Genomic DNA, 16,158 nt, shown 5'->3' on the forward strand with positions numbered 1-16,158 from the left:
TATGTTGTTCTTTTATTGACGACTGCTGCCTCAATGCTTCTCGAGATTGATTTGCTTGTGCTGGAATTTTCATCTTGCGTCCCAGTGCCATAACATTCACCTATAAGTCAGTCCATCGACTAACATCCTCAGACAGAAGTAAAAACGAATAAACGGATAAAATATTCCTAAGACAATAATTCTACCAAAATCGACCTTTTCCTTCTTATCTAGTCATAAAAGCCTAAGAATCTACGATTTGCAACAAAAAACTTACAAGTATTTCCGCCTCATGTATAATAGAAAAGACTATTATTATGACTAATGAATCATATTATTCCTGCCGGGAGGATCAGTTATGTTTTTTTCCAAATCCAAAGCGAATAATGAACAAGGAAAAGATAATGCGGCAGCACCAAAGGCCAGTCAACAGCAGGCGCCTGCTACTGCCGTATCGACTAATACAAGTACTACAGCTACGATGCAGCAATCCATCGGCAACCAAGCGGTAGCCCAGCGTGCACAGCAAACTGCCCCTACTGCTCAAACAAGTACTTCAGCTCCAGAAGAACAAGAAATAGCTTATGTTGATCAGCAACAGATAGATAATCTTTATTCCGAAAAGCTATACGAACCTATTAAGTTAGCTGTACTTTTGAAATTTGGCGTAGGTCGTGGAGAATGGAGACGCTCCGATGAACTCAATGCATTTCGACAAAAACTCAAGGATGCAGCTAGAGCCCAAGCCAACGATGATATTACCAATGAAATCTCTAACCACCAAGAGTTGCAAAGCAAAAGCAAGATCAGCCAAGCCTATACTGGCATGATTGCAAATAAGGAAGCTCATTCTTTAGCTAAGGGCTCCGTAAACTCCATTATGGAAAAAGAAGCTTTGAAAATTGTACAATCAACTCTTCCTGCAGATCCAACGAAGCAAAAATTAAAACTAGCCGCGCACAGTGCTGCAAAACAGCTCTCTAGTGCCAAACAAGTGAAAACGGACAAAATACGAAAAGCCGCACTAACCGGCGCTCAGACGAAAGCGCTTGAGATACTAAAGCAAACTGAAAGCATGGCCGTAAATGAAGCACGCACCATTGTAAAGGGCGGTAGTCTACTCGGAAAACCTGCCCCAACCAAAGATCTTAGTACAGATGTGAGAACACAGGTTACGGATGATAAAATTGCAGATAAAGCAATCAAGCAGGCAATAGAAAGCGACTCACTGAACAGCGGCCTTGTGAAAATTGGCAGCTTCGTTGATCTGGCAGTACCCAACGACGGAGATTCAGGAGCTTTTGAATTTGAGTTAAAAATCCCACTTGGCCAATCGGGAGGTTACGCCATTATTAGCTTTGGAGCTGAAGCTGAGCGTGACGATGGCAATTTGACTGTTAGCGCACAGATTGGCTTTGGCGTCGGTGTTAAAACACTTGGCTTGGATGCTAATTTCCAGTTAGGCCTTTATCTTGAGGCGCAAGCCGGCAATTCAACCTCTGTCATGAATCTAATTTCCTACGGCATGTATCGTCAAATGAATAGTGTTGCACCTAGTGCAGCTGAAAGCATTTGGGGCCAAGGAGGCAAATCAGGTAAGACTGAATTAGAAGAAGCAGAGTTATGGGCATCCGCCATAGAAGCCCAGGATATGGAAGGCGAAAATTTTGTTGACGTCGGCACATACAAGAAGCTTTCTGCAGAATTTGAAGCAGGTATCGTTGGGGTGTCTCTCAGTGCCGGCAAGAAAAATTTGACCCACTTCGATAAAGAAACCATCATTGAAAAAACCTTAGACAGTTTTGGAGAAAATACGAAGATCGATCAATTAAAAGAAAAAGCACAAAGTTTAGCTAAACTTGAACAGAGGAAGGTATATGAGGCCAGCGGTGAGGTTGAGTTGGATTTGGGCTTTGGAAGTCTTAGTCTTTCGGCCGAAGGCTCTCATACCCGTTTTGGCGGAAAACCACTAAACCTTGAGATATCGATAGGTGCATCTATTCCATTCCAATACGGCGAAGAATCAGCTAAATGGGTATCCTATATGAGTAAAATAGGAACACCTGCTCTTGGTTTGCTAACGAACATAAGCAATGCACTTACCCGAGACAAGAATAATAATACACCTGCTGCAAATGGTGGTGCTGCAACGGAAGCTCACAACACAGATGTTCGGGATACGGGGACTAAAATGGATGTGGGCAGCGATGCTATGGTCCTCCTTCCACAATTTGATGGAATCGGTAATTCACTAGCTAAGCAAATTCAAGAAGTCGATGTTGATACGGGAGAAATAGAGAACAAGATTGTAAGCTCCTCCACTACAGAACTCACATTGAATTTTGAAAAAGAATGGGATAGCGCTGGAGTAGCAGGCGACTGGAAACTAGCAGTGGAGCTTGGTCAAACCAAAAGTTTCGAGGTTGATGCTGGAATTGTTAAATTTTCAGTAGAAAAAACAAAAAGACTGGCTGAATTCGGAAGAGAAAAGAAGGATGGCGTTAAGCAATTCACCGGCGGAATCCTAGGCCGCTAGTATCAGAAGCTGAAAGGAGCTAACTGAAACCATGAGTATAAATAAAATAGATGATCATTCTAGTATCAAAACCAATATTCCTATCCTCTTCTCTTCCTGGAATGGGGCAACGGTGACCGTTACAGTTACACGATTGAAATACCAGCATGAACAAGAAGCAAGCTGCATCATTACTTTCACAGTTCCTGCTGATTTGATGAAACAGCTGGTTGAACAGCAATGGTTTAATCTACTGCCATATGCCATAATTTCGCAAGTGCGATTTAATGAAAAAGATAATATCGAGGTTCGCGCAATACTGTCTCCAGCGATCTCCAATCAAATTGCTGCTAGAAACGGTGACGTGGAAACGATACTTGCTGCGCTGCTGCCTGATGCGATATCCGGAACGCAAATAGCCGACCTTGCCAAATCAGAATATTGGTTTGTCCTTGATGCCAAACAATCTGTCAGCCTACCTCCTGTGTTAGGACAATCCGGCATGCTTCGCCAAGGATTTAAGACCATATGGACCGAAAGGCTGATAAACAAAGGAACGCCTTCAGATCAAGTGGAAATAACTGCCGAAATTGACCTAACCTCACAAGTCGAAGCTTTCTTGCAAGCTAATAGCCTAAAATACGAATATTTTAGTGATCGTATTATTCGTCTTCAATTTAACAGCCCTGAAGGCGGTACTTGGATTGGCTTAATACGTATCGAGCCTGAGGATGATCTTCTTGTGCTCTACTCCGTCTTTCCTGAACAAATTCCTGCTCTATTGCGTCAAGGCATTTCCCTTCAGCTTATGGGAGAGAATTACGATTTGTTGAATGGTGCCTTCGAGTTGGATCAAGAAGATGGTGAACTTCGCTTTCGTTCTTCCTTGATCTGCACGACGGGCTGGAATGAATCCAACTTCACCATGCTTCTAAACGACCAAATACAAAAGATGGAACACTACCTGCCTATCGTTAATCAAATCATTCATGAAAACTAACTAAATAGCCGTTTAAGCAAAGCAAGCCCTTTCCATATAAGAATGCACCCCTAAGGTACCATCCGTTCCCATTTGGGATTTTCCGGTGTCTACTGTTAGGGGTGCATTTCACATTTGGCCATTGAGCTTTTAATTTAAGCAGCTATTCTCTTAATTCGGTGAGTACATCGTGTCCTTATCAAAATAATATCGCTTGAAATTGTTTATATGGCTGAAATAATACCGTGAGACTCTAATCACGCGTTTGATGTTCAAGTCCTTTTTATACCAAATGGATTTGAGCACTTTTTTCTGCTTGTACAATTTATTAATTTCATCGGATAATCCCTGTTCCGTTACATATTTTCCTAATACGACTTTCGGAACATTTGTCCAAAGGGCTGTTTTATCACTGTATACGCAGTCTTCGTCTTTGCCGTAGACAACATTATCGATCAACGCAGCAATCATGTTAAGTCCTGCTGCCCTAACAAAAAAACTGCTTCTGCCAAGTCGCGGATTAATTTCGAACAACATATACTTGCCTGTTCTAAAGTCATATTTCATATCGATATTGGAAAAACCGACATAGCCGATTTCTTCAAGAAATGCCTTTACCTTCTGATAAATGTCCATATCAAAACGACTAATAATCGCAGCGTAATTGCCAAGTGTTTTCGGCGCATATTCCTCAAGCACCGGCTGGCCGAGACACATCATTTTCACTTTTCCGTTGTCGTCCGAGTAGCTATTAATGACTCGCATCGAGCTATCTCCACCAGGAATAAATTCTTGTATGATTAACTTTCCTTTATAATCGGAAGCATTCATGTTTTCGACCATCGTTAAATACTCATCCTTGGTGTTAAAGAAAAACACCTTCTTTTTGCCTTCAAAATGACAATGCAAGTATTCGTAGGCATTGCTATTTTCCGGTTTTACGACGATGGGATATTGAAAATCCATTTGCTCCAACGCTCTTTCGCGCTCATGCGGCTCGGAAACAATCGTTTTGGGATAATCGAGTCCATGTTTTTCGCATAGTTTATAGAATTTATCTTTCGTATCAAACGTATCCAGCAAAGTCTCGGAAATAAAATGATTCGCGATGAGTCCTTTGAATTTGCTGTAATGCCGCGACAACATGCCAGCATAGTAGTCCGAGCAAGGAATGACGACAAGTTTTCTGTTCGGAGCGCTGTGTTTTTCTAATATGGAGAGCAGAGCACTTGGGAATACGTTCTCATTGTCAAAACGATCGATTTGAATAAGATCAAACAATTTGCTGTTCATGGTTGGGATTAACAGCCGGCTGCATAGCAGCAGCGGCTTGATATGGTATTTTTCATTAATAAGCCTTACATTTCCATATGCATTTTCATCGCTGCCAAGTATAATCGGTAAAAAATCGTAACTATTCATGTGATCTCCTCGTTTAACCAATTCTATATTCATTCTTCTTATTATATCAAAAAATACAGATGATCGTATGGAAAGACTCCCTTCTTTTTTATTTTTCGACATTATTGCATGATAAGTCACCAAAGAAGCGCTAAATTAGCCATCAAAAAACCACCTGGAACGGTGGCTCACGATTTATGGATTGTTCTAATCATGACTTCAGGAATGAGCAGCATAGATGCCAATGGTATAGCTGTCAGCGTAACCCAAACCCAAACCTAATATCCGTTCACTAATAAAAGTGATAAACCGATATTAAGATGTTCGATTTCCTATTAATTTGGATGCTGGCAAAATACCAGCTTTGGCGATTCCGCTCATATGATTCCCATCAACGGTAACTTCAAATTTCAAATTTAAGCGCATCAGCTTCGTAATTCGAAGCGACCAGGCAAGCTTATTGTTTGTATTCGAATAACTGTTCCACTGCATGTACAATACGCCGGCCAAGCTCGCGTTCCACCAAGTGTAAGGAAACATCGAGTCCAGATGTTACGCCGCCGCCTGTCACCAGATTTCCATCATCTACCACGCGCGCCAGGATCGGCACAGCTCCAGTTGCACCAAGCAAATCCATTAACCGCCGCATACCGTGGCGACAACGACGTCCTTAAGCGCGAGTGCTTGTCCAAACAAAGCTGTTAATGGTGTATTCATACCTCTACTCAAAATAGCAGGAATCGAATCAACGCCATCTCCATCCACTTCACCTGCTGCTCCGGGCACGAGGATAATGCCCGGAACTGCCGGGTTCAGATACTCGGTCGCTACAATTTTCAACCCGCTAATACCGCTAGTTACATGTCTCGGCCTTTCTGCGGTAACTAGCTCTACGCTTACTGCGTCTTCGACGTACATTGAAGTGGCGTGAAAAACCTCGAGATCCGTTTGTTCCAACCGAAAAAATGGTAAACTAAATACGAAAGTGGGATAGTATGAACGGATTAAAAACGATACTCGTTGTAGACGATGATTTAAGTATTGTTGAACTATTGAGGGACTTTTTAGAAAATGATCATTTTCATGTGATCACCGCCTGTGACACCTCTGTAGCATGGGCATTGTTTCAAAATATCTTGTATATTGCATCGTTCTTGACATCATGATGCCGGGGCAGGACGGATTTGACTTATGTCGACGGATTCGGAAAGAGAGCAACGTTCCGATCCTTTTCTTAAGTGCTCGCAGCGATGATGTGGACAAGATTAGAGGGCTGACTCCTGCGTCCAATCAAGAAATTTACCGGTCTAACCCGAAGTCCCACAGCTCTATTTCATCAAACTCTGAAAGATTTTCTGTCTTAGAGAATGGCCGTATCATGGGAAAGTTCGTCGTTTATATGCCAGAGTCAAAAACAGTTCCGTTCATTTCCATGATTTTTGGTTTGTTTTTGGCATTCTTTATTATTGGTATCGAAATGCGCAGACTTCTTCTCAAGCCACTCGAGAGGATGAGCCTCGCCGCAAGGCAAATTGCAGCAGGAGATTGGGATGTGCAATTACCCGAATCCCGAATTTCAGAAATCGCCAAGGTACGCGATGGATTTGAAGTTATGGTGAACGGCCTTCAAACCTCTAATCAGAAGCAAATGCAGCTGGAGATAGAGCGACGCTTCTTCATTGCGGCTGTCGCACATGATCTGCGGACGCCTTTGTTTGCATTGCGAGGTTACTTGGAAGGGCTGGAACAAGGCATTGCACAATCGCCAGAGAAAACATCAAAATATTTGACCGTTTGCAAGGAAAAGTCGGCACAATTGGACCGGCTCGTCGAGGACCTCTTCACATTTACGAAGATGGAGTATTTGGAGGAGGAACTGCACAACAAGACCCTTGATCTAACATTCGTCATCCAGAAGTCGATTGACAGTCTAAATCTGTTAGCTAGACTAAAGCACATCTTAATATCCTCACATCTAGCTGTCGATTGCATGGTTAGCGGCGACAAGCATTTATTGGAACGCGCCATCAATAATTTGTTGGAGAATGCCGTTAGACATACGCCTTCCAATGGTGATATTGAAGTTCAATGCTATAAAGATGGCAGTAAGGTCATGGTTACGATACGTGATACAGGGCCAGGTTTCACTTCGGAAGAGCTGCAGCGCGTGTTTGAGCCTTTATACTGTGGCGAAATATCCAGAAATCGATTAACCGGTGGCAGTGGACTTGGATTGACGATTTCACAAAAAATTATTAGGTTTCATAAGGGCGAGCTTACAGCTAAAAACCATTCGGATGGCGGGGCTATACTGTCTGCATGGATACCTGCATCCTAATTTTAATATAAAAGCGAACTTAGACCAGGAGGATATGAATCACATGAAAAATTTCCATATTGCCATACCTACTCCATTTCAAGAAAATGAGAGCTTATATTTGGAGGGATTCGAGCCAATCGTCCATTCGTTGAGTGAAAAACAGATCGATGCTTTGCTAGTTTCAGGCTCCACCGGGGAACAACATTCAATGAGCATTGAAGAACGACTGGAGATCATAGACTATTTTAATCAGAAACAGTTCTTAGGTGTCGAATTCATTTTTGGAGTGGCCTCCGTAAGAACCCGAGATGCTGTAAAATTAATTCAAGCGCTTGAAAATTCTGTTTTTGATATCGTCATGATCGGATTTCCGCCCTACATTAAACCAACCCAGCAAGAGGCTATCCTCTATGTTGATGAGCTGCTTAAGCATACGACTAAAGATATCATTCTTTACAATAATCCATCCCGAACAGGCTTTGATCTGAGCCCGGAAGCTTTGCATGATTTATTAAATAGACATAATAATATATTAGGTTTTAAAGAAGCCGGAGACGTTCATCGCCATAAAGATACGATTTTTCCCAACTCGTTTGTTCGGTTCGCCGCAGGTGATCTAAATCTAGTCTCCAATATATCCATAGACGGTTGTAATGGCTTGTCCAGTATGGTGGGAAATGTGTTCCCCCAGCAAATAAAACAAACCTTTGATGCTCTTCTCGAAAACAGACCCGTAAACACTGAAGAACTCGATCAGATGGTTGCTACGGTTACAAACGGTCAGACTTTAGTGAATATAAAAAAATATTATAACCAATTGGGAATGGGAACTGGAGGCTGCCGTTCCCCTCTAGGGACTGAATGATAATCAGACGCGGTCAGTAACCAAACTCTGACAATATCAACTTTGTTTTTTCTAAGAAAATTGTAAAGTGCCCTCTTTTCCTGCTCGTTATAAGATTAAGCTGATTGGAACCAAAATGAAGCGGTACAGGAGTTTATTCCCGTACCGCTTCTTCTCATCCTATACCGCTAGCCTATGGCGTTACCCTGATAGAATCCAGCAGCATGTATGTGCCCGATTTCTTCACGGCCTTGAGCGTATGGCTGCCATTCGACAGGCCTGTCGCCTTATAAACGACCTGATTGGTCAGCCGCGTCGGATTGGCTGTGTTGACCGTGGTCTGTAGCACATTATCCAAATAGATGTCCACGTTGCCTTGCGAAACGTCCTTCTCCGTAATCAATTCCACACCTGTTCCGGTGAAGGCGAATTGAAAGTAGTCGTTATTCGTCTGGGTGAAGTGGACGTCGTTGTTGAAGTCACCGAACCCGCGGTTGCCGTTCAGCGACCATGAGCCCGTATAGCTAATGCTGGCATCGGTATTGTTGTACTGTTTCTGATTGCTCTTGAACCGCAACAGATCAAGCAGCATGTACGTGCCCGATTTCTTAACGACTTTGATGGTATGCGAGCCGCTTGCAAGTCCGTTGATGCTATACACAGTTTGCGCGGCTAACCGCGTGGCGTTGTAGGTGTTGACAGTTTGCTTGAAGACGTTGTCGATGTAGATGTCGATGTTGCCTTGGGAAGCCTCCTTCTCGGTGACGAGGTCGATTCCCGTTCCGTTAAACGTGTATTGGAAATAATCGTTGTTCGTCTGCGTGTAGTGGACGTCATCTTGATAATCGCCGTAGCCTCTGGCGCTGCTCGTCGTCCACGTACCCGTGAACGATACTCCGGGATCGGTATCGTTCACGAGAATTGGCGAGGGCACGCTGAATTGCAATTTGTCGACTAGCATGTAAGTGCCCGATTTCTTGACGGCTTTCAAGGTATGGGGACCGTTGGCGAGACCGGTGATGCTATAGACGGTCTGCTGCGCCTGGCGGGTCGTGTTATAGGTATTAACCGTTTGTTTGAAGACGTTGTCCACGTAAATGTCGATATTGCCCTGAGAGGAATCTTTCTCCGTAATGAGATCAATGCCCGTGCCTTGAAAAGTGTATTCGAACGCGTCGTTATTCGTCTGCGTGTAGTGGACGTCGTCCCCATAGTCTCCAAAGCCCCGGCTGTGACTGCGCTGCCACGCCCCCGTGTATTTAATGCCGGTGTCGTCGTTGTTGGCGGTCACGGAGCCGCCCGTAGCCGTGACTTTGAGCAGCCTCGAAGCATGCGCAGGCAAATTGACTGAGCTATAACCGGTATTGAACGACCCTAGATCGCTATGAGTCCACAAATCCCGGACGGACGCGGCGCCGTTCAGGCCGATGTCGCTCCAGTTCACATTAACCGTCGCGGCGGCACTGCCTAGATTAAACAAGCCCACAGTATACGTGCCATCTCCGTTATTGGCGTACCACGCCTGTTGATTCGAGGCGGTGGATACCGGATGGGCCGGCCTGCCCGCTTGATTTACGGCAATAACTTCGTCATTCGTCAGCAAGGAGAGTCCGAAAGCGTCCAAATTGGTTAAGTCGTTGCCCGTGTAGAGCTGCGCCGATGACATCGCCCATAATGACATGGCGGTTCGCCGTTCGTCCTGCGTCATACCGTCCATGGAGCCGTTCCCGACGTTGAGAGAATCGAAGTCGTTCCAGCCGCCGGGTCCGGCATCGCGCCACCAAATCGCTGCCTTCGGGAACAATCTATCGATGTTCGCCCAAGCCGTCAGGGCGGTGTTGGTGCAATAGCATTCAACGTCCCAATCCACACGCCAGCCGTTGGCATATTGCTTCCACGTGTCGACGTAATTGTGGTCCAGCGCCCAAGAAAGCTCGAACCAAATGTTGTGCGCGCTCAGCGCCTGCGACCAAGCGGCGACGTCGCCTCGCGCGTCAATTGAAGTGTCGTTATGACCGGAACCCGGTGTGACGCTGTCGAATTTCACGAAGTCGACGCCCCAATCAGCGAAAAGGTCGGCGATCGAATTAATGTAGCTCTGCGCGCACGGGTTTCCGAAATTGATCTTGTAGCCCAAATTCCAGTAGTCTGCCGTCCTCAGCGGCTGGGCGACGATGTCCTGCATCGAACATCCGGCTGCGCCGTAGATCGGCAGATCGTCGTTATATGCCTGCGGAGAAATGCCCGGAATCATATAGAGTCCAAACTTTTGGCCGTTCGCATGCACGTAATCGATTAGCGCCGTAAAGCCTCCCGGATACAGCGTGGTGCTCGGAACCGGCCTGCCATAGCCGTCGATGCCGCCGTTCCAGCCCGCGTCGATATTAATGTAATTGTAGCCGTACGACTGCAGTTTCGTATGCATAGCGTCGGACTGCGCCTTGATCTGCGTTTCGTTGATCCAAGTGGGATTGCCCGAGTACACTTGCATACTATAGCTGCTCCAGCCCATGAGAGGCTTAAGCGCAAGCCCGTTGTTGGCCGCGTTCGCGGTCTGTTTCCCTGGGATCACGAAGCCCGCGAACGCCAGCCATAATGCAAATGCGAGATAGCCAGTTCTTCTTAATGCCGTCTTCATCAATTCATCTCCTTTGTAGTGGACATGCGCGAAATCAAGAGTGAGCGCCGCGGGCGCGGAATGGTAGTAATACAGCCTGTGTCATGGTAGCGCTTTCTTTGATTCGATCATAGCGGGTTGCAGAAGCCGCGAACAAGGTACAGTTAAGCGCTTTCAGGTACAACTTTCCATTTCCACGAGAAATTCGACCTTTTAGGCGGGATGTGTCGGACGAGATCATAGATGCATTTCATCACTGGGACTACGACATTTACTCATTTCCCGGTCTTATAACTCGTTCTAGTCGTACTTGATGCTGCGATGCTCTGCTATCGCTGAACGTGCCAAATAACGACTAATATACTTGGCCGCTCCTCACCATTTCCCCTTTCTTTAATTTCAATAGAACTATCCAAAATTATCAATTTTTCATAATATCCTAATCAATAAAAAAAACCACCAAAAAGGTGGACAGCACTCTACTAGAGTTCAAAAGTTTAAATGGGAGTGCTGTCCTCTAGGTTAAAGAAAAATGGAGCTGCTGCTACGATTGACAATATGTTTTCACAAAAGTTACCCGTTAACTTTAACAAAGATTTAATCTATATTTTTTCTTGTTGTTCATATGTTTCCTTCAGTCGTTTTATATCCGCTTTAGGAGGAAGACCAAACATACGAGAGTATTCACGACTAAACTGGGATGCACTTTCATAACCCACCCGATATGCAACCTCAGTGGCATCCGCTGACTCCATTAGCAATAGGTTCCGGGCTTCTTGCATCCGAAGCTGCTTTTGAAATTGAAGGGGGCTCATGGCAGTGGTTTCTTTAAAATGTCTGTGAAACGAAGAAATGCTCATACTAGCGAGATCAGCTAGTTCTTCAATTTTTAATGGTTGATCATAATGTCCGATGATTTGGTCGATTGCCTCCTTGATGCGGTAGCTGTTGCTGCCTTCCATTGCAATTTGTGCAAGTGCAGCTCCATACTGACCTTGAAGGAGTCTATAAATGATCTCTTTCTTATGGATGGGAGCAAGAAACGGAATATCTTGTGGCGAGTCGAGCAATTGAACCAAGCGAAGTACGGCATCTAATATTGATAATTCGATCTCCGCGACAAACATAGCTCGTGAAGCATTATCCTTTAAATTTGTATGGAGCTTAGCGTCTTTTAAAACCTCTAAAATTTCATTTTGGCTAAACTCAAACTTTAAGCTTAAATATGGAGCATCTGGCGTTGCCTTAATAACCTGCCCGATCACCGGAAGGTTCATGGATGTTATTAGGTAATTGGATGGGCCATATATTAGTCGTTCCTCCGCTAGATAGAGTTCCTTTAGCCCATGAGCAACAAAACAAAAGGATGGATTAAATACTTTGTAGGCTGGTTCATCTATCTTGTCTGTACGGATTAGAAACAGAGAAGGAATCGTTGTCTGCCATACACCTGATTGTTTGCAATGACGCTTAATCAATCTGGTGAGGTTATCCTGTTGAGTCATTATTTCTTCTAACATAGGCCACTCCTTGTTGCTTTTATTTGTTTTATTATAGCCATTAGTTTGCTAATAAGGAATGCCGATGAGAGGATTAGGCAATCATTTAAGACGAATTAGATATCCGTTTTATATTCAGAAAAGCATAATAAAGTCATCCCAAAAAATATTGCTGTTAAATCCTCGTTTTTTGGGGGGTGGGAAAATACAGAAGTATGAATGCGATGTCCTATTGATAAGTAAGTGCTTAGAATAAACATTACTTTTGTAAAGCTCATGATTATGAATAAGCGCAAAACGAGTTACGAATAATTATAAATAACTGGAGGGTTTTAGATGCAAAAGGTAGTGTTAAACAATGGTGTTGAGATGCCTATACTCGGCTTTGGTGTATTTCAGATTGCTGATCAAATGGAGTGTGAACAAAGCGTTTATGACGCTATAACGGCAGGCTATCGGCTGATTGATACAGCTGCCTCCTATTTAAATGAAGAAGCTGTTGGCAGAGCAATTAAACGAAGTGGCGTAGCAAGAGAAGAATTATTTATCACTACGAAACTTTGGGTTCAGGATGCTGGTTATGAACATACAAAAAGAGCATTCGAAAAATCGCTGGAAAGACTGCAACTGGATTATTTGGACTTGTATTTAATTCATCAGCCATTTGGTGATGTTTACGGCTCATGGCGTGCCATGGAGGAATTAAATCGTCAAGGTAAGATTAGGGCGATTGGCGTGAGCAATTTCCACTCGGACCGTCTTATCGATTTGATCATTCATAATGAAATCGTTCCTGCCGTAAATCAGGTTGAAACCCACCCTTTCAACCAGCAAATCGAAAGTGCAAAATTCATGCAAGAGAACCATGTCCAAATCCAATCCTGGGCACCTTTTGCTGAAGGGAAAAATAATTTGTTCCAAAATGAGATATTGGCATCCATAGCTGAAAAGTATAATAAATCCGTTGCTCAGGTCGTTTTACGTTGGTTGACACAAAGAGAAGTCGTTGTAATTCCGAAGTCTGTTAGGAAAGATAGAATTACTGAAAACTTTAATATCTTTGATTTTGAATTAGGGAAAGAGGATTTGGATACCATTACTACATTAGATACGAATCAGAGCTTGTTCTTTTCACATCGAGATCCTGAAATGGTGAAATGGATTGGTACACGTAAACTTGATATTTAATCATTACGATTATGAGGCTGCAGCGACAAACTAGCTGCAGCCTCTTGCCATTCAATTAGCACAATCAGCCCGTGCGTATTATGCCATCAACTTAATGGAGCCTTATACGGTAGTAAATGAATACTAAAATAGCCACCTCGAAAGGTGACTAGGAAAACTTGTCTTAGAGCGGAAATCGATCAGAATTGAAACGCTTCACCTAATTTTCATTTTACTTTATTTGCTTCCGCGTACTGCTTGTCATTTACAGGCTCAAACCATTCGGTTTCTGGTTTGCTTGGGTCACCTGTCGCTGCTAAATGAACAAACCATGAGTCATCTGCAGCACCATGCCAATGTTTCACCCCGGCTGGAATGGTTACCACGTCCCCTGCTTTTAAGCGTTTTGCGGGTTCATCTTCTGATTGATAGTAACCTTCACCCGCAGTAACAAACAATAATTGTCCTCCTGCATGAGAATGCCAGTTATTACGGCAGCCTGGTTCAAAAGTTACGTTCCCGACGACATTGGGTCCAGATGTGAGCATTTTTAAATAACTTTTTCCAACGAAAAATTGAGAATATGGGTTTGGTTCTCCTACATCAAATAAAATGGTTTCTTTCATGTCATTGATAATCATAAGCGTTGTCCTCCCTTAGTCCTTATAAATTTCTTTTGTGATTCCGTTCGCTTTCTCCTTAAGCATGTGGCCTTGTCTCTATGTGATGAGTTCACTATAAACCTTAAAGTGCACTTCAACGCAAGAGGGAAATCCTAAATGTCTATTTGGTGTTTTTATACAGATAGACATGTATTATGCCCTTGTTCAATTCAACTTTCCTGCCAGTTAACTCAACGAGCCTGCCGTTCTATGCCGTCAGGCAGATGAATGATAATGTTATTCTTCAATCTTAAACCATGGACCAGAAGCTTGAATGATGCTCCAAAGTTTTTCCGGAATCTCAAGCTCATTCACCTTGGAGGCTTTTATAACCGTTTGGATTTCAGACTCTTGTCCATTTTGAACCTTTTCAACCCAGTCTGGATCTGTAATTAACGAGTGTCCAATCACAGCTAGGTTAAGATTTTTATCCAATGCTTTAGCAACATCATCCGGCGTTACCATAGAACCCGCCGCCATTACTGGCACCCGGCTATTTACTTGTTCAACGATCAACTCAAGATACGTCTTTTCATCTTGGCTATCGACTGGCTTTGAAGAAAGAGCATCAGTTAGTGAAGCATGAACATAATCAACACCCGCTTCAATCAGTCGGTCAATCAGTACGTAGGTATCCTTCATTCTTAAACCGCCTTCTTGATGTTCGTCAGGAGAAAATCGGTAGCCGAAAATAAACGGTTTTGTAGTATGTTTTTTAATGATGGTTTTCATTTCCTTAATAACTTCCATTGGGAAACGCAAACGGTTTTCTAGTGATCCTCCCCATTGATCCTCACGTCTGTTGAAAAAAGGAGAAAAAAAGTTTTGTAGTAAAAATCCATGCGCACCATGAATTTCAACGCCATCAAACCCTGCTTCAATGGCTCGTCTTGTTGTTTCTCCAAACGCATGAATTACTTCCAATATTTCATCGTGCGAAAGTTCCCTTGGCAAAACGGAAGGAGCAAATCCAGTAGCTTCCGTCTCTACAGCGCTGGAACTTACTACATCTCCATTTGGTGTAAGATGCGGCAGTGCTTTGTTTCCTGCGTGAAAAATTTGAAGGACTACAGGGGCTCCTCCGCTTTTCGCGGCATCTGCCAATTTTCGTAAACTTGGAGTAAATTTATCATCATAAGCTGCAAATTCATTCGTAAAACCTATACCATTAGGTTGGACATGCGTGCATCCTGTTATAACCAAGCCTACGCCTTTAACTCTTCTTGTGTAGTATTCCACTTCAGCATCTGAAATCGTGTAATCGTCATTACTGGCCCAAGTGGTCATAGGGGACATAACAACTCTATTTCTAAGGGTCATTCCACTTTTGAATGTGAAGGATTCAAACATGTTGCTATATTTTGTATACATCTTCTAACCTCTTTCTAATTATCATTTATGAATTGTAGTAATTGTTGTCTTAAGTTAACCCGTTTATTCGCTTTTCTAAAGGGATCAACCAAAAAAACCTCTATTCTTTGTTTAATAAATGGGAATGACAAAGGAGATTACCAGTTGATGAGTGCTCGCTACATTGGTACAATGACATCATAAAGTATTCGAGTAACTCGAAGTCAATAGCAAGGAGGTTCGAATTTTTGAATCAGACAGAACATAAACCAAAATATACAATAAAAGATGTATCTGAAATAACAGGCCTGACTAAACATACGATCCGTTACTATGATGGCCAACAATTAATACCTTTCGTTTCGAGAGACGGCAGAAACAATCGCTTATTCTCTGACCATGATTTGGATTGGTTGCGAATGGTTCATTCCTTTCGTATTTCAGGATTGCCGATTTCAGAAGTCAAATATTACATTGCTATGTGTTTACAAGGTGATGAGACGATTCCTGAAAGGGCTGAGCTTGTTGCAAAACAAGAAAATGAACTAGAAATGAAGATTCGTGAGTATAACCTTCAATTAATGCACATAAAAGAGAAGAAGGCTTACTACGAAAGTGTCTTGGCTGGTCAATTGGAAGATACCTGGAATCCAGTCAACAATAACCCTGAATGTGGGGAAAAATACGTTATACCGGAACTTATCAAATCAGCATCAAAAATTCATGATTGACCTCAGAAAATAGTCTACGACTTCGAGTACACTCGAAGTCAATTTTTTTGTCTATTTAATTTTGACGGATAGTGCACTAACCAGCCAGTTCGTA

11 protein-coding genes and 2 pseudogenes are annotated in these 16,158 nt (G+C 43.2%); 7 read left to right on the forward strand and 6 right to left on the reverse strand.

Going from position 1 to position 16,158, the window contains the following annotated elements:
- The first annotated feature begins 337 nt into the window (after window positions 1–337).
- A complete protein-coding gene (locus E0496_RS11060; RefSeq protein ID WP_141501600.1) occupies window positions 338–2,515 on the forward strand; it encodes a hypothetical protein in 2,178 nt (725 codons plus the stop codon).
- A gap of 31 nt (window positions 2,516–2,546) precedes the next feature.
- On the forward strand, window positions 2,547–3,494 hold the full coding sequence (locus E0496_RS11065; protein WP_141501602.1) for a type III secretion system chaperone family protein: 948 nt from the start codon (window positions 2,547–2,549) through the stop codon (window positions 3,492–3,494).
- Window positions 3,495–3,644: 150 nt separating this feature from the next.
- On the opposite strand, the gene E0496_RS11070 is transcribed toward E0496_RS11065, so the two are convergent.
- On the reverse strand, window positions 3,645–4,895 hold the full coding sequence (locus tag E0496_RS11070; protein WP_161601371.1) for a carboxylate--amine ligase: 1,251 nt from the start codon (window positions 4,893–4,895) through the stop codon (window positions 3,645–3,647).
- A gap of 294 nt (window positions 4,896–5,189) precedes the next feature.
- Window positions 5,190–5,831, reverse strand: a pseudogene (locus tag E0496_RS11075) (type 1 glutamine amidotransferase family protein).
- A 38-nt stretch (window positions 5,832–5,869) separates the two neighbouring features.
- Between E0496_RS11075 and E0496_RS37165 the strand changes: the two are divergent.
- The 3 genes and pseudogenes from E0496_RS37165 to E0496_RS11085 all read left to right on the forward strand — a co-directional run.
- Window positions 5,870–6,183 (forward strand): annotated as a pseudogene (locus E0496_RS37165) (response regulator); the annotation flags it as partial.
- 69 nt (window positions 6,184–6,252) lie between these two features.
- On the forward strand, window positions 6,253–7,212 hold the full coding sequence (locus E0496_RS11080; RefSeq protein ID WP_421923677.1) for a sensor histidine kinase: 960 nt from the start codon (window positions 6,253–6,255) through the stop codon (window positions 7,210–7,212).
- Window positions 7,213–7,255: 43 nt separating this feature from the next.
- A complete protein-coding gene (locus tag E0496_RS11085) occupies window positions 7,256–8,059 on the forward strand; it encodes a dihydrodipicolinate synthase family protein (protein ID WP_141501606.1) in 804 nt (267 codons plus the stop codon).
- Between the two features lie 172 nt (window positions 8,060–8,231).
- Here E0496_RS11085 and E0496_RS11090 read toward each other — a convergent pair whose 3' ends face one another.
- Both E0496_RS11090 and E0496_RS11095 read right to left on the reverse strand, forming a co-directional pair.
- On the reverse strand, window positions 8,232–10,676 hold the full coding sequence (locus tag E0496_RS11090) for a glycoside hydrolase family 27 protein (RefSeq protein WP_141501608.1): 2,445 nt from the start codon (window positions 10,674–10,676) through the stop codon (window positions 8,232–8,234).
- 581 nt (window positions 10,677–11,257) lie between these two features.
- Window positions 11,258–12,175, reverse strand: coding sequence for an AraC family transcriptional regulator (locus tag E0496_RS11095; protein ID WP_141501610.1), 918 nt, complete (start codon window positions 12,173–12,175; stop codon window positions 11,258–11,260).
- 315 nt (window positions 12,176–12,490) lie between these two features.
- Here E0496_RS11095 and E0496_RS11100 point away from each other — a divergent pair, with 315 nt between their 5' ends.
- Entirely contained in the window at window positions 12,491–13,342 is an 852-nt protein-coding gene (locus tag E0496_RS11100) for an aldo/keto reductase (protein WP_141501612.1), read from the forward strand.
- A gap of 206 nt (window positions 13,343–13,548) precedes the next feature.
- On the opposite strand, the gene E0496_RS11105 is transcribed toward E0496_RS11100, so the two are convergent.
- Together E0496_RS11105 and E0496_RS11110 are read right to left on the reverse strand one after the other, a co-directional pair.
- The gene (locus tag E0496_RS11105; RefSeq protein ID WP_206669747.1) at window positions 13,549–13,956 is read right to left on the reverse strand and encodes a cupin domain-containing protein; all 408 of its coding nucleotides are present in this window, start codon (window positions 13,954–13,956) and stop codon (window positions 13,549–13,551) included.
- A gap of 264 nt (window positions 13,957–14,220) precedes the next feature.
- Entirely contained in the window at window positions 14,221–15,354 is a 1,134-nt protein-coding gene (locus tag E0496_RS11110; RefSeq protein WP_141501616.1) for an NADH-dependent flavin oxidoreductase, read from the reverse strand.
- Between the two features lie 227 nt (window positions 15,355–15,581).
- Between E0496_RS11110 and E0496_RS11115 the strand changes: the two genes are divergently transcribed.
- Complete coding sequence (locus E0496_RS11115) at window positions 15,582–16,064, forward strand: MerR family transcriptional regulator (RefSeq protein ID WP_161601372.1); 483 nt, start codon at window positions 15,582–15,584, stop codon at window positions 16,062–16,064.
- Window positions 16,065–16,158 lie beyond the last annotated feature (94 nt).

The organism is Paenibacillus luteus, from assembly GCF_006542765.1.
Classification (GTDB): domain Bacteria; phylum Bacillota; class Bacilli; order Paenibacillales; family Paenibacillaceae; genus Pristimantibacillus; species Pristimantibacillus luteus.

Coding starts and splice junctions, on each gene's coding strand:
- E0496_RS11110 (WP_141501616.1), bottom strand. CDS start 15,354: ATGTATACAAAATATAGCAACATGTTTGAATCCTTCACATTCAAAAGT.
- E0496_RS11090 (WP_141501608.1), bottom strand. CDS start 10,676: ATGAAGACGGCATTAAGAAGAACTGGCTATCTCGCATTTGCATTATGG.
- E0496_RS11085 (WP_141501606.1), top strand. CDS start 7,256: ATGAAAAATTTCCATATTGCCATACCTACTCCATTTCAAGAAAATGAG.
- E0496_RS11060 (WP_141501600.1), top strand. CDS start 338: ATGTTTTTTTCCAAATCCAAAGCGAATAATGAACAAGGAAAAGATAAT.
- E0496_RS11070 (WP_161601371.1), bottom strand. CDS start 4,895: ATGAATAGTTACGATTTTTTACCGATTATACTTGGCAGCGATGAAAAT.
- E0496_RS11095 (WP_141501610.1), bottom strand. CDS start 12,175: ATGTTAGAAGAAATAATGACTCAACAGGATAACCTCACCAGATTGATT.
- E0496_RS11080 (WP_421923677.1), top strand. CDS start 6,253: ATGGGAAAGTTCGTCGTTTATATGCCAGAGTCAAAAACAGTTCCGTTC.
- E0496_RS11065 (WP_141501602.1), top strand. CDS start 2,547: ATGAGTATAAATAAAATAGATGATCATTCTAGTATCAAAACCAATATT.
- E0496_RS11100 (WP_141501612.1), top strand. CDS start 12,491: ATGCAAAAGGTAGTGTTAAACAATGGTGTTGAGATGCCTATACTCGGC.